Origin of the sequence: Coprococcus sp. BIOML-A2, assembly GCF_009875795.1 — a bacterium.
Taxonomy (GTDB): domain Bacteria; phylum Bacillota; class Clostridia; order Lachnospirales; family Lachnospiraceae; genus Coprococcus; species Coprococcus aceti.
Map to the genome: position 1 here is coordinate 262,765 of NZ_WWSI01000005.1, position 14,708 is coordinate 277,472.

General features: G+C 44.3%; 9 protein-coding genes. 2 read left to right on the forward strand and 7 right to left on the reverse strand.

Features of this window, described 5'->3' with window-relative positions; translation table 11 throughout:
- Positions 1 to 54 precede the first annotated feature (54 nt).
- On the forward strand, positions 55 to 1,029 hold the full coding sequence (locus GT575_RS11925) for a putative ABC transporter permease (protein ID WP_022217249.1): 975 nt from the start codon (positions 55 to 57) through the stop codon (positions 1,027 to 1,029).
- 88 nt (positions 1,030 to 1,117) lie between these two features.
- Here the strand turns inward: GT575_RS11925 and GT575_RS11930 are convergent, their stop codons facing one another.
- From GT575_RS11930 to GT575_RS15465, 3 genes are all read right to left on the reverse strand, one after another.
- Positions 1,118 to 3,208: a fibronectin type III domain-containing protein gene (locus GT575_RS11930; protein ID WP_161172089.1), complete on the reverse strand. Its 2,091-nt coding sequence runs from the start codon at positions 3,206 to 3,208 to the stop codon at positions 1,118 to 1,120.
- A 33-nt stretch (positions 3,209 to 3,241) separates the two neighbouring features.
- Positions 3,242 to 4,480, reverse strand: coding sequence for a hypothetical protein (locus GT575_RS11935; RefSeq protein ID WP_161172090.1), 1,239 nt, complete (start codon positions 4,478 to 4,480; stop codon positions 3,242 to 3,244).
- Positions 4,481 to 4,544: 64 nt separating this feature from the next.
- Positions 4,545 to 7,169, reverse strand: a complete 2,625-nt coding sequence (locus GT575_RS15465; protein ID WP_442872225.1) for a transglutaminase domain-containing protein — start codon at positions 7,167 to 7,169, stop codon at positions 4,545 to 4,547.
- 302 nt (positions 7,170 to 7,471) lie between these two features.
- On the opposite strand from GT575_RS15465, the gene GT575_RS11945 reads away from it, so the two are divergent.
- Positions 7,472 to 9,508 (forward strand): beta-galactosidase, encoded by a 2,037-nt coding sequence (locus GT575_RS11945; RefSeq protein ID WP_161172092.1) that lies wholly within the window; start codon positions 7,472 to 7,474, stop codon positions 9,506 to 9,508.
- Positions 9,509 to 9,627: 119 nt separating this feature from the next.
- On the opposite strand, the gene pap is transcribed toward GT575_RS11945, so the two are convergent.
- The 4 genes from pap to GT575_RS11965 all read right to left on the reverse strand — a co-directional run bounded on the left by pap (position 9,628) and on the right by GT575_RS11965 (position 14,650).
- Complete coding sequence (gene pap, locus GT575_RS11950) at positions 9,628 to 11,112, reverse strand: polyphosphate:AMP phosphotransferase (protein ID WP_161172124.1); 1,485 nt, start codon at positions 11,110 to 11,112, stop codon at positions 9,628 to 9,630.
- A 598-nt stretch (positions 11,113 to 11,710) separates the two neighbouring features.
- Positions 11,711 to 12,427: a glutamine amidotransferase gene (locus GT575_RS11955; protein ID WP_022215872.1), complete on the reverse strand. Its 717-nt coding sequence runs from the start codon at positions 12,425 to 12,427 to the stop codon at positions 11,711 to 11,713.
- On the reverse strand, positions 12,427 to 13,797 hold the full coding sequence (locus tag GT575_RS11960) for a Mur ligase family protein (RefSeq protein WP_022215873.1): 1,371 nt from the start codon (positions 13,795 to 13,797) through the stop codon (positions 12,427 to 12,429). The genes GT575_RS11955 and GT575_RS11960 overlap by 1 nt, the downstream gene beginning before the upstream one ends.
- A gap of 91 nt (positions 13,798 to 13,888) precedes the next feature.
- Positions 13,889 to 14,650, reverse strand: coding sequence for a helix-turn-helix transcriptional regulator (locus GT575_RS11965; protein ID WP_161172093.1), 762 nt, complete (start codon positions 14,648 to 14,650; stop codon positions 13,889 to 13,891).
- Positions 14,651 to 14,708 lie beyond the last annotated feature (58 nt).

Here is a 14,708-nt window from a genome sequence, read left to right on the forward strand (position 1 = left end):
ATATACTATCTTATTACTATTGGCAAAGTCATATATACAAAGGAGATTCCATGTATGGATAATTTCAATATCAAAAGTATTCTGGTAATATTATTTTTATTTTTCATAGGATGCATCATGGGCTGGTGCATTGAAGTCATATTCAGAAAGTTCTTCTCCAAGAGCAACCCAAGCCACAAATGGATCAACCCGGGATTCCTCATCGGGCCTTACCTGCCTCTCTACGGTTCAGGCCTTGTGGTGCTGTATCTCCTGTCCCTGATCCATATAGATGCTGTTGACGCCCATCCTGTTTTGCAAAAGGTTCTGGTGGTACTGATCATGGCCATCGCCATGACCGTTGTGGAATACATTGCCGGACGTATATTTATAATAGGAATGAACATCAAGCTGTGGGACTACTCAGATGAGTGGGGCAATATACAGGGCATCATATGTCCGCTGTTCTCATTCTTCTGGGGTGTGATCGCGGCACTGTACTATTTCTTCCTCCATCCACACATACTGAACGCTGTGTACTGGCTGGCGGATCACCTGACATTCTCCTTCTTCATCGGTTTTTTCTACGGGGTATTCGTAATCGACTGCGTTGTATCATTCAACCTGATGAACAAGGTGAAGAAATTTGCGAAAGAGAATGATCTTATTGTCCGTGTTGAGGAACTCAAGTCCCGACTGGCTCTGGATCGTGAGAAGTTCAAGGAGAAGCCAAGCTTCCTTCTCTCTCTTCACGATACAGCATCGATCAAACGAGCATTTGAGAATAACCCTGAAAGCTTCTCCATAACAAAGAAGATCAAACTGAAGGCTGAGCAGCTTACAGAGAACGTAAAGGAAAAAAGCGCTGTGATAAGTGAAAATCTCAAGGAAAAGAGCGAGGTGATCACCGAGGGTATCAAGGCTGCCGGAACTGAGGCAAAGGCCCGCATAGGCGAGACCCTGAATCGAAATGATTCATCAGATGTGGCCGACACAGATCTGTTCGACAATTCCCACAGGGACATAACAGAACACAAGAATGAAAAATAATATCATTCTAAGCATATAACAAAAGAAAAAATACCATGTACAGGCGAAATGCTGTACATGGTATTTTTTTACGCGCTCTATTTACTTTTTATCTGTACTTGACACTAGCCTTCTTGTAGGTTCCTGCCGTCTTTCCTTTGTATGGTTTTACAAAGTATGTGTACTTTGTTCCTGACTTCACACGGCGGTCAAGATATGTTGTGGTCTTTGCTTTCACAACCTTCACACATTTGAATCTGCCGCTGCCTGTCTTTTTGTATATCTTATAGCCGGCGGCTCCCTTTGTCTTCTTCCAGGAGACTCTTACTCCCTGTGAGGTATTCTTTGCTCTTGCGGTCGTGCAGCCTATATAATACTGGCTCTTTGCCTTGGAGCCGCCCTTTGTATAGCTGTTGTATGCCGATACTCTGTATGTGTAGGTCTTTCCTCCTACAACAGATCTGTCTACCATTGATCTCACAGAGCTTCCCTTCACTGTCTTTATAAGTCTGTATGCACCCTTGCCTGTGCGTCTGTATACCTTATAACCGGTGGCTCTTGAATCGGTATTCCAGGTGAGGCTTATTCCCTTACCTGTATTCTTCGTTTTGACCGTCACCGACGCAAGCTTCAATTTGTCGAGTGTGACATTCTTGGTATATCCGCAGTTGCTGCATTTGTACTTCTGCGATCCCTGGGATGTGAATGTCGGCTGTTTTGTAACCTCTCCCGCCTGCCATTTGTGGCTCATACATGCTCCGAGATAGTAAGCGTCCTTTCTTGTACAGGATGGAGTGTCGGAAACCCAGATCACAACATCATTTCCGTAATATCCCATTCCATATATGTTTACACCTGATACATACTTCTGTCTTATGTCATATATAGCCCACGCCTTGCGCTCATTTACCTCAAGATCTATCCATGCAACATACCTCGATGTGCAGAAATAGAGCTTTTCCTGTGCAAGGAACAGTGTTCCATACTGTTTGTTAAGTGCCGTACCATCTGTATCCAGCCATTCATCCTGCCCGGTAAATATCGTTGTATTTACACCGTTGGTGAAGCTGTACTTGTTTATCTGATAGTATGATGACTGGCTGCCCTGCTTTATGCTGTACCAGTAGCCCTTTCTATAAAAGATGACCTTCTCAACGCCATTCCAGAACTGGCCTTTTTCATATCGCTTATCCGTGGCATTGCTGTATGTTCCCTTCCATACATTTCCCACCTTTGTGTCATATCTGCCAAGATAATAATCGCTGCTGGCGGCCTTAGTCTTACTGTTCAAGGTGTCAAAGCTTACAAGGAAATAATCATGCATCGACCTTCCCGGTATATCACTTGCGGGATCATCCCAGGTTGCGTCAACGTGATACCACTTTCCACCTATATTTACAACATTCCACGCATGGTTTACATACTGGCTTGTGGCAACTCCACTCGGAACCCCGGCTTTCCTGAGGAAATACCACATGGTCTCCGCATATCCCTGACACACGCTGCTCCTCTTAACCAATACACCATACATATCATACATGTGGTCTCTTCCGGTTGTTGGATCAAATTCCTTAGCCCCGCTGGTGTCATATGCAACTGTGGATGTCAGGAACTCATGATATGCAAGCACGATCTCTGCCGGCTTCATGTTCTTTGTATTTATCTGCTTGTTCACTTCCGCTATGGCTGCATCCAACTGCTTCTTTTCGGTTCGGGCATTTGGCTTGTATGAGAACTTCAGATACACGACCTTTCCTGTGGTCTGGTCATACAGATAACTGTATCTTGCCACATACACGACCTCGGGATGCGCATTCATTGCGGTTGTGACTACATTTGCAACATTTCGTGTGGTCAATCCCCAGCTCTTTACATTGAGTCTCGGTGAAAATTTCTCCACAGCGCCGACAATGGCACTCTCATATTTCTTTGAATTTGCCGCTGCCAGTGACGCTTCCGATGAATCCGATGCTTCATCTTCTATTATCTGTCCGCCAAATTGCAGGATACCTGAAGTATCGCCCTCCTGCTCAAGCAACTGACCATAGCTGCTCTGTGATGAGTCATACTGTTCCTGAGTATCTTCCGCAAATGCTGGTATTTTTCCGCCGTACAGCACACACGCAGCGATGACGCCCACCACAAATATCATCCTGATACGCCGCACAGCTTCTGTGAGTCTTACATTTTCATATTTCATTCTTTTTCTCCCTTATAATTACGCAGTAAGCATCTACCTTTTTATTCTCTTCTGCGGTGACGCTGCACTATATGTCTTATTATTCACTGCCTTCACAATATAATAATAAGTCTGACCTTTCTTTGCCGTTTTGTCTGTCCAACTGAGAGTTTTCGCTGTTACAGTCTTGACTGCCCTGTATTTGCCTGTTGGTGTCTTTCTATACACAATGTATTTTTTTGCACCGGCAGACTTTTTCCAGGAAAGTTTCACTCCCTGTGCTGACTTCCTGACCGTGACAACCGGAGCCTTGATGTAGAGAATACTTGCCTCTGTATATCCACTGAGTACATTTCCATTATATGCCTTTACACAGTAGTAATACCTGTTTCCTGACTTGACTGTCTTGTCTACATAGCTTGTCGTTCCCGACTTGACTGTCTTGATACATACATATCTTCCCTTGGCGGTTCTCCTGTATATCTTGTAACCAGATGCCCCTGACGCTTTATTCCAGGTAAGCTTTATCGCGCCGGCCTGCTGTGCAGACTTTACGGTTACCTTCGCAAGCTTCAGCCTTGCAATTGTGACCTGCTTTGCTGCGCCACATGTCTTGCACGTATATTTCCTGACTCCTGTAGCTGTATATGTAGCTTTCTTAGTAACCGTTCCATTATCCCATGCATGGGTCATACATACAAGCTTGGCTATAGTCTCGGTCTTTGTCTCGCCACAGTTTGTACAGGTGTACTTTCTTGTTCCCTCTGTCTTGTATGTTGGCTGTTTTGTCACTACTCCGGCATCCCATGCATGATTTGTACATACAAGCGTGGCTATAGTCTCTGTCTTTGTCTCGCCACAGTTCTCACATGTATATTTCTTTGTACCTGTGTTTGTATACGTAGGTGCTGTTACAATTACTCCGGCATCCCATGCATGGTTTGTGCAACCAATTTTCCCGATTATGTCTGTCTTTGTCTCGCCACAGTTCTCACATGTATATTTCTTTGTACCTGTGCTTGTATACGTAGGTGCTGTTACTACTACTCCGGCATCCCATGCATGATCTGTACATACAAGCTTAGCTATAGTCTCGGTCTTTGTCTCACCGCAGTTCTCACATGTATATTTCTTTGTACCTGTGCTTGTATACGTAGGTGCTGTTACTACTACTCCGGCATCCCATACATGCTCGGTGCACACCAGCTTGGCTATAGTCTCGGTCTTTGTCTCGCCACAGTTTGTACAGGTGTACTTCTTGGTTCCCTCTGTCTTGTATGTCGGCGCTGTCACAACCTTGCCGCTATCCCACACGTGGCTCGTACATACAAGTTTGGCTATCGTTTCGATCTTGGTCTCACCGCAGTTTGTACANTCCCTTGGCGGTTCTCCTGTATATCTTGTAACCAGATGCCCCTGACGCTTTATTCCAGGTAAGCTTTATCGCGCCGGCCTGCTGTGCAGACTTTACGGTTACCTTCGCAAGCTTCAGCCTTGCAATTGTGACCTGCTTTGCTGCGCCACATGTCTTGCACGTATATTTCCTGACTCCTGTAGCTGTATATGTAGCTTTCTTAGTAACCGTTCCATTATCCCATGCATGGGTCATACATACAAGCTTGGCTATAGTCTCGGTCTTTGTCTCGCCACAGTTTGTACAGGTGTACTTCTTGGTTCCCTCTGTCTTGTATGTTGGCTGTTTTATCACTACTCCGGCATCCCATGCATGATCTGTACATACAAGCTTAGCTATAGTCTCGGTCTTTGTCTCGCCACAGTTTGTACAGGTGTACTTCTTGGTTCCCTCTGTCTTGTATGTTGGCTGTTTTATCACTACTCCGGCATCCCATGCATGATCTGTACATACAAGCTTAGCTATAGTCTCGGTCTTTGTCTCGCCACAGTTTGTACAGGTGTACTTCTTGGTTCCCTCTGTCTTGTATGTTGGCTGTTTTATCACTACTCCGGCATCCCATGCATGATCTGTACATACAAGCTTAGCTATAGTCTCGGTCTTTGTCTCGCCACAGTTTGTACAGGTGTACTTTCTTGTTCCCTCTGTCTTGTATGTTGACTGTATTGTCACTACTCCGGCATCCCATGCATGCTTTGTACATACCAGCTTGGCTATCGTTTCGGTCTTGGTTGTTCCGCAATTCTTACACGTATACTTCTTGGTTCCCTCTGTCTTGTATGTCGGCGCTGTCACAACCTTGCCGCTATCCCACACGTGGCTCGTACATACAAGTTTGGCTATCGTTTCGATCTTGGTCTCACCGCAGTTTGTACAGGTGTACTTCTTGGTTCCTGTACTTGTGTAGGTCGGCTCCTTTGTCACCACTCCAGCATCCCACTTGTGGCTTATGCACATCTCGAATGTATACTCGGCATACTCCTTGTTATACTTGCTTGAATTGCTTGAATCCTTAGTTTTCTTTATATTAGGAGAATCTGTAATAAAATACACCAGCTTACCATACTGTTCTCCAAACGCATATAAATTATTTCCTGTTGAACTATTATACTGTGTTCGTATATTTATAAGCTCTGTAGGAGTTACATTTGTTGATGTTATATCTATCTTGTTCAAGCTATCCGGAGTCGTAAAATATAAATTATCACCTCGGAGATATATTGAACTATAAACACCAGGATAATACCCACCACTCGGAGTTGCCCATTTTGCAGTGCCCGAATACAAAACCTTGTTTATGTTAGTCGAATACTGGTACTTATTTATGTTAAATGATGTTTTCGAACTGCCCTCACTTATGCTGTACCAATAACCGTCTTTATAAAAAATAGCTTTCTCAATACCATTCCAGAACTTACCACTCTCATAAGTGGTGTCCACCGCTGTCGTATATGTATCTCCCCACTGTGCGCTGACAACCATATCCGTTCTGTCCTTAGTATGGTTGATGAGTGTATTCTTATTCATTGTATCAAAGCTGACAAGGAAATAATCATGATATGATCTTCCAGGCATATCCCACACCGGATCATCCCATGTCGCATCTATGTGATACCAGTTGCCACGGATCTTAACTATGTTCCATGCGTGATTGATATTTTCACTTGATGCGATTGCACATGAAAGACCAGCCTCTCTTAGCAGATAAAACATAGTCTCGGCATATCCCTGACACACACAACTATGTTTAACCAAAGCTCCATACATATCGTACCCGTGATTTGCAGCAATCGTTCCATTGAAATAATCCTCATATGCATATGCAACTGTGGATGTGAGATACTCATGATATGCAAGTACTATCTCTTCATCGCTCATTCCACTGGTATCTATCTTACTCTTAACTTCCTGAAGTGCAGCATCAAGCTCCTGCTGCTCCTCCTTTGCATTTGTCAAATATGTAAATGCTATTTTGGTGATTGAAGAGCCAGAAGTCCAATATGTATAGCCTCCCGATAGACTGATAAACTCGGGATGAGAATTGATAATAGATCTTACTGCCCCGTTATTAATATCGTCTCTCGTAAGGCCAAGTTCCGATACATCTATACTCGTCTGACATGCCTTGATTCCTTCAACAATAAGCTTCTCAAGTGCTGTTGCATCATATGTAGATGCCAGTGAAGCCGCACCATCCTGCTGCTCAACGACAACGCCAAGTCCGCCTTTCTGCAAAGTGTCGTCCAGATCATCATACCCTACCGTAACCTGACTCTCATCTGAACTTACCCGTGTCTGATCAGATGCATATGCTCCCACTTTACCGCCTGGCAATAGCACAACCGCCGCTGAAAATGCCAAGGCACCGATACAGATTTTTCTGCTCAGCCCCCTTAACAACTCAGACCTTATACTGCCTGCCACCACTCTATATGATTTCCTCTTTTTTATCATAAAACTCCTCCTTAAACGATACGTTCCAACCTTATATTTCCGTTCATCCCTCAATACTTTTATTATATAGATTTTTGACACTGTTCGATAGCTTTTTACCTCACTTTTGTACATCTTGTAGGAATTGACAAATTGCGCAACTTTGAGCAATTCATGATATCTTATATCATAAGCAACTATATCTCTTATTTCAAGCCGTTTTTCTTAATTATATACAATATTGTCCTGATGAATGGCAGTGTATATATTTTGTATATTTTGCACAAATTGAAATGTATTGTCAAATTACAATTGAATTATTTGTCTATTTGTGCTACCTTTAAATAGCAAGCTGTGCAACCGTTTGCGCATATATTCTACACTAAAAACAGATCACATAGAGCACATTACCTTTATTTATAGGAGATGACAGATAAATGAACAAAAACAAGCTTTTTCCACAGATAAACGGAATACTACACGGCGGTGATTACAATGCTGAACAGTGGCTTGACCGCCCTGATATTCTGGCAAAGGATATCGAGATGATGAAGGAGGCAGGAATGACTTCCGCTACTCTTGGTGTATTTTCATGGTCAGCATATGAGCCTGTTGAGGGCGAATACCATTTTGACTGGCTGAAGGATGTTATGGACAACCTGTATAATGCAGGCATTTACACCGTTCTTGCCACGCCATCGGGCGGCAAACCGGCATGGATGGCACAGAAGTATCCTGAGATCAGGCGTGTGGATTCATATGACGTCAGGGAACATCAGGGCGTCCGTGAGAACCACTGCATGAGCTCACCTGTATACAGAGAAAAAGTTGCCAATATCATCCGTCAGCTCCACGCCCATGTGGGAAACCATCCGGGACTCATCATGTGGCATGTGTCAAATGAGCTTGGTGGCGAGTGCTACTGCCGTCTCTGTGTGAAAAGATTTCAGAATTACCTCGCAGAGAAGTTCGACCACGACATAAACAAGCTGAACAAAGCATGGTGGACCACCTTCTGGAGTCATTCCTACAATGATTTCTCCCAGATCGAGCCGCCATACAAAAATGGTGATTTCAGCATTATGGGACTGAATCTCGAATGGAAGAGATTCACAACATGGAACATGAACGATTACATGAAGTCAGAGATAAAGCTCCTCAGAGAACTCACCCCTGACATACCGATAACTACCAACTTCATGCAGCTCTATGACGGTCTCGACTACAGACCGATGGCAAAGGAGCTGGATGTGATCTCATGGGATTCATACCCTAGATTCCACAATGACTACGAGAGTCTTGCGGATGTCATGGGCCAGAATACATTTGACCACGCGGTTATGAGATCCATGAAGAAGGATAAGCCTTTCATGCTCATGGAGAGCGCACCTGGGCTTGTAAACTGGCATCCATACAACAAGCTGAAGAGACCTAGCATACACAGACTGTTCTCATACAACGCAATCGCCTGCGGTTCTGATACAGTCCAGTATTTCCAGTGGAGAAAGGGCAGGGGCTCATTTGAACAGTATCACGGTGCCGTCGTTGACCATCTCGGAACAAATGACACCAGAATATTCAAGGAGGTTGCCGCCCTCGGCGCAGAGCTTGATGGGCTCTCCGAGATAACCGGCACACTCATCAGATCAAAGGTTGCACTGCTGTTCGACTGGGACAATATGTGGGCCATAGATGATGTCAAGGCTCTGGGGCAGGAATCAAAAAAATATCCTGAGACCTGTATGTCTGTATACAAAGAGCTGACAAAGCGCGGCGTTGACGTGGACGTCATTGCATCCGATGAACCACTCGACGATTACGATGTGGTTGTTGCACCTATGCTCTACATGCTGAGAGATGGCGCAGCCGAGTCTCTTGCCGCATTTGTAAAGAGGGGCGGACAGCTTCTATCCACTTACTTTACGGGCTATGTAGACAAGGATCAGCTCTGTATACTCGGTGGATTCCCGGGAAATGGACTTGCAGATGTATTTGGAATCATCAGTGAAGAGATAGACACCCTGTATCCATCTGACAGAAACAGCGTGAGCTTCACAGATGGTAGTTCATGCGAACTCCGTGACTATGCTGAGATCCTGAGAGTCGGAACGGCGGATGTACTTGGAACCTACGATTCTGATTTCTACGCCGGAAATGCAGCAGTGACAGTGAACAGCTACGGCGAGGGCAAGGCCTACTACGTGGCTGCAAGAATAGATTACAGTAAACTCGGTGAGATCATGGAGCAGATGATGGTGAACGCCGGTATCGCCATAAAAGATCTCCCTGACGGAGTTCAGTATCACTGCAGATATGCAGATGACGGAACTGCATATGGATTTTACCTGAACAACACCAACGAACCTCAGACAATATCTGAAGTTCACGGAACCGACATTCAGACGAAGAATATATTTGATGGCAAAATGGAATTGGCTCCGTTTGGGGTATCCATCATCAAGGAAAATAATTAAATCTGATAATAACTTTTTCCTTCCTTAAACCTTTTTGAAAAAGGCGGTGATACTTCTGTTGTGTATCACCGCCTTATGTGTTCTATTTCCAACATGGACACTCAGTCCTATATGCATTTTTAGTTCTTTTCAACCTGCTCCAGCTTATCCTCTATCGCCTTGATAACGATCTTGAGGGCTTTTATTCTGGCATACTTCTTGTCATTTGACTCCAATATGTGCCATGGCGCAAAGCTGGTGTTGGTCTTTTCCAGCATCTCATCCACCGCAGTCTCATAGTCATCCCATTTGTCACGGTTGCGCCAGTCCTCATCTGTGATCTTCCAGCGTTTCTCAGGTGTGTTCTGTCTGAGTGTGAATCTCTCAAGCTGTGTATCCTTGTCGATCTGAACCCAGAATTTGATGACGATCGCACCCCAGTCGTGGAGTTCCTTCTCAAATTCATTTATCTCATTGTACGCTCTCTGCCAGTCATTTTCCGAACAGAAGCCCTCAAGTCTCTCAACCATGACTCTGCCATACCATGTTCTGTCAAATATCGCCACATGTCCTGACTTAGGAAGTCTTGTCCAGAATCGCCACAGAAAATGCCTTGCTTTCTCATGCGGCTCAGGACTTGCTATAGGATTTACCACATAACCTCTCGCATCAAGTGCCTCCGCTATCCTTTTGATATTTCCACCTTTGCCTGCCGCATCCCAACCTTCGTAGCCTATGATAACAGGTATCCTCTTCTGGTAAAGCTCATTGTGCAGTCTGCCGAGTTTCTTCTGCAGCTTGTCAAGTTCCTCCTTGTACTCCTCATCCGTCAGTTTCTTGTCGAGAGACACCTCGGAAAGTTTCGGGATCTTCTTGAGCGCAAATGTATTCTGCAGTATAGGTACAGCATGCCCCTGATTGAGCAGCGCAGTATCTATTCCCTGATTGATGATATCGAGTATCTGAAGTTCTGCCCATTTTCTCTCCTTTGCATCTATCATGTACCATGGTGCATTTGACAGATTGGTGTCATACATAAAGCTGTCAAATGCCTCAAGATACTCGTCATACTTTTTGTTCTGCTTCAGATCATGCTTAGACACTCTCCAGCTTGTAGTATCATCTTCAAGAAGTGTTTCAAGCCTCTTCTTCTGCTCGTGCTTGTCTATCTGGAAGAAAAATTTCATGACCAGATATCCGTTGTCCGCCAGAGTCCTCTCAAATCTCTTGGTGCTGTCAACTCTCTTCCGGTATTCCTTATCTGACAGCTCCCCGGACATCTTGCCACCTACTATGTCCCTCATCCAGCCACCATCCAGAAATGCAAACTCCCCCTGTTCCGGTATTCTCGTAAAATACTTGTACAGGAATGGTCTGCGTTTTTCCTCGTCTGTGGAATATTTCACTGACTCAACGTTGAAAAATCTCGGATCCATATTCTTGATGATCCTTCCGACAAGACTTCCCTTACCTGCAGCACCCCAGCCTTCAAATATGACAAATACAGGTATCTTGCCCTCCTTTACCTTGATCTGATTGCGTGTCAGATTCTCTCTGGCGATCTTTAACCGAGTGTCTATCTCATCATCCGATGGACGCTCCGGCTTGTTCCAGTCCTTTAACATGTAACCCACTGCTCCTTTCACATTGTCTCTTCATTTGTTTTTATGAATAATATACCCCGATTTACAGAAACTAATGCCGCTTCGCATTTACTAATACAAATGCCGCTTCGCGTCGCGCATTTTTCTTCTTGCGATATCATTATACTACTTTCTTTTGAGTTGATACATCTGAAAAAACATTAAGATATGTGAGGAAAATGAATGTTGCGAAGGTAAAATTCATATGATATAATGTCAGCAACAATGAAACAAGAAATTCTGACATATGCTTTCCCAAAAGCATAACGAAAACCCCAGTAGTTGGCGCTACTGGGGTTTTCTCCGTCTTTTAAAGGCGACGTACTCCTTGGGCTGATTACCACTTACTTATCTCCGTTCTGTCACTGTGCTCCCCCCTTTCCTAGCCTGTCTAGGGGTGGCAACATCTGTATTGTGACATATTATCTTTTTCTTTTCAATGGGTTTACATAACTATACAAAATGTATAGTTTTATACATTACTACATATAAAATCCCCGGCAGCATACTGACATGTGTCCTGGATTTCAGGTACATATCAAAGGCCACCGGGGCTTAATTATCACTATAATTCTCTATATTATGACAGCTCCAGATCAGGCTTGCCATACTCAGCAAGCTTCACATCATATGCCTTGCGCATAGCTGCCTCAAATGGTATCTCTTTCATAGGAGCATCCAGTTTTTCCAACAGATAATGTACAAAATCAGGATTCTGAATGAGCAGTGGTCCATGAATATATGTCGCAATTACTCTGTTCTTGCAGATTCCCTCATTCATGGTATCAGGATTGCTGCCCTGTCCGATCTCCACCTTGCAGAATGTCATATCATCAGGTATTCCGTAAGTGTGGGCAAATCGGCTTGTGTATCCGATGAGTGTCATATCGTTGAACTTCGCCTTGATGAGCGTGTTGAAACGATTCGGAGTCTGGCGGACTGAGTACATGCCCGGAACAACGCCAAGTCCTGTAACTCTGGTTCCATCCTCTCTCTTGATATAATCACCAAGGAGTTCCATGGAATTGCCAACCAGAAGGAAAAGCGCCTTTCCATCCTTCATGCATGCTGCGATCTCGTCCTTGTACTGCATCAGTCTGTCAAGCACGAGCTCCTGGCTCTTCTCGCTCATGGAACACATATACACCATGTCTATATTCTCTTTGAGGAAGAGTGGCTTCTCATTAAGTCCTGTTGTCACAAATTCCGCATCCGGCAGACATTTCTGCAGGTACATTGTATTTCCTTTGTCACCGTAGAGTGTACATATTTCCGGATATAAAATCTCAATCTTCATTATTTGTCACCCTCCAGTCTCTTGATTATCTTCTTCTTCATCTCACATGACATTCCGTAATTCTCACAGTCGTACAGGATATATATTCTGTCAACACCATCTATAGTCACATCGTCTGCCGCAGCGACCTCGCTGAGATTTGTGAGTATCTTCTCCTCAGGGATACCAGCCAGTAAGCATCTCACCTTGTGGTCGTAGCATCTAGGTCCTGTGCAGATGACCTGTACAACATCATCCCTGTTGAACTGCTCATACTCCAGATCGTATATCCAGCCTGAGAACTCTATACTCTTCTGTCTGTCCTCAAGATCGTCCATCGCAAGGAGGATAGCCTTCTTGCCCTCCTCATTTGCCACATACTCAAATGTTCTGGATGAAGAAACCGCACTCTGTCCCTTTGAGAGCGCCTGGATTACTGTAACACCATTCACTGTGGTCTCGTTGTGGCGGGAATCCGGTATATGGATCTGACCCATGAGTTCCTTGATTCTCTCAGCCGAGAGACCGATCTCGCGCAGTGCCGAGATAACTGTAACTTCATTATATATATTGAAGAGAGCTGTATGGATCAGCGGATAAACTGTCTTCTTGTCTCCCTCCTGTATAGTAATTGTCATCTTCTCTCTGTCTATGTCGGTTGCCAGATACTTCTTGTCTGGTGAGTGAAGTCCACACTTCGGGCATACCACATCGCCGATGTGATGATATCTGAGGTAATTGTACTTCAGCTTCTCGCCGCAGTTAGGGCAGATCTGGTAATCCGCGATAAGGTTGTATGGCTCGGTCTTGTCATCAGGCTGCTTGCCGATTCCATAGAACACTCTGTAGCTGTCTTTCTTCAACATGCTTGAGCAAAGCTCGTCCGCATTCAGGATAACCTTTGCAGAATCAGGGCAGTAGGTATCTATGACACTGAAAATATAGTCAGGGTGAGCATTTCTCTTGAGTGAATCTCTGAAAAGTCCTGTTACAACAAGATAATCCGGCTTCACATATGGAAGTATCAGCCTTGAAGCACGCTCGTCCACCTCAAATACAGTGGCATCCACTCTGACCTTTCCCGTAAATGTAAGGCTGTTGATGACATTTGTCGTACAGCCAGGGACGATATTGGAACCTGTTCTGTTGCTGACAACTCTTCTTCCATCCTTCTCCAAAACATCAGTTATCAGGTTACTACAGGTGGTCTTACCATTTGTTCCTGTGACACATATCGTAAGCGGTGCTTTGGGCGCCTGTGCCAGGAAATCCGGACATATCTTCAGGGCGATAACTCCAGGTGTATGCGTACCGTTCCTACCCAGGAGCTGGATGAGTCCCTTGCTCAGTTTTGCGGCTGCGAGAGCCACATGAAATCTAAAAGATGACATAGCTATTCATTCTCCTTATATATACAAATAAAACTCATGTAATTCTACAACCTTTGACAGATGTTGTCAATTATACCAGCACATAACAAGACTATGATTTCGCCTCTTTCCAGTGTTTCCTGTAATTTATCCTGCGATATGAATTCGGAGTCGATCCATATTTTGTCTTGAAGCATTTTGCAAAATAGCTTCCGCTGGCAAATGCCAGATATTGCGATATCTCCGTACAGGAAAAATCTGAATACAGAAGCATATTTCTGGCAGTCTGAAGCTTCTTCTCCATGATGTAATCTGAGATTGTCTGACCGACCTCCTTATGAAATAGTTTGCTCAGATAAGAGCGTTCCACTCCCACAAATTCTGAGATCTCTGTAATTTCTATTCTTTCATGCAGATGATCATACACATAGTCCATCGCCCTTACACAATGAGGTGATATAGCAGCTTTCTTTTTCACCTTTTTCATCCGCCTGGCATAGTCCATAATCAGTTGGTTATGTACATCTATGATCTGCCGTTCTGTCTGCGCCTTGTCCAGCTTATTAATATAGAAGTCACTGAGATTGTAACTCTCCATCTCCTCCATCCCCTCTTCTGTGCAAAATCTGGAAATCATTGCCACTAGCACTATCTCGTGATATCTCCTATTGCGAACCTTGTCATCTGACAATATTCCTCTTGCAGCAAGAACAGCCTCATCCTCATCGCCTGTCAGCAACATTCCAGACAAAGCTTTCACATCACCGCTGCTCACAAGCTGATAAAAATCAAGCTCATTGTCGTATGTGGAATGTGCCAGTCCATATTCCCTCTGGACAAACTGCTGTTTTACTATCTCATTCGATATCTTCATTGTCTTTCTGCCTTTCCTCTGTGATATTCATGTTCCTTCATCGCACATTTTTATCATA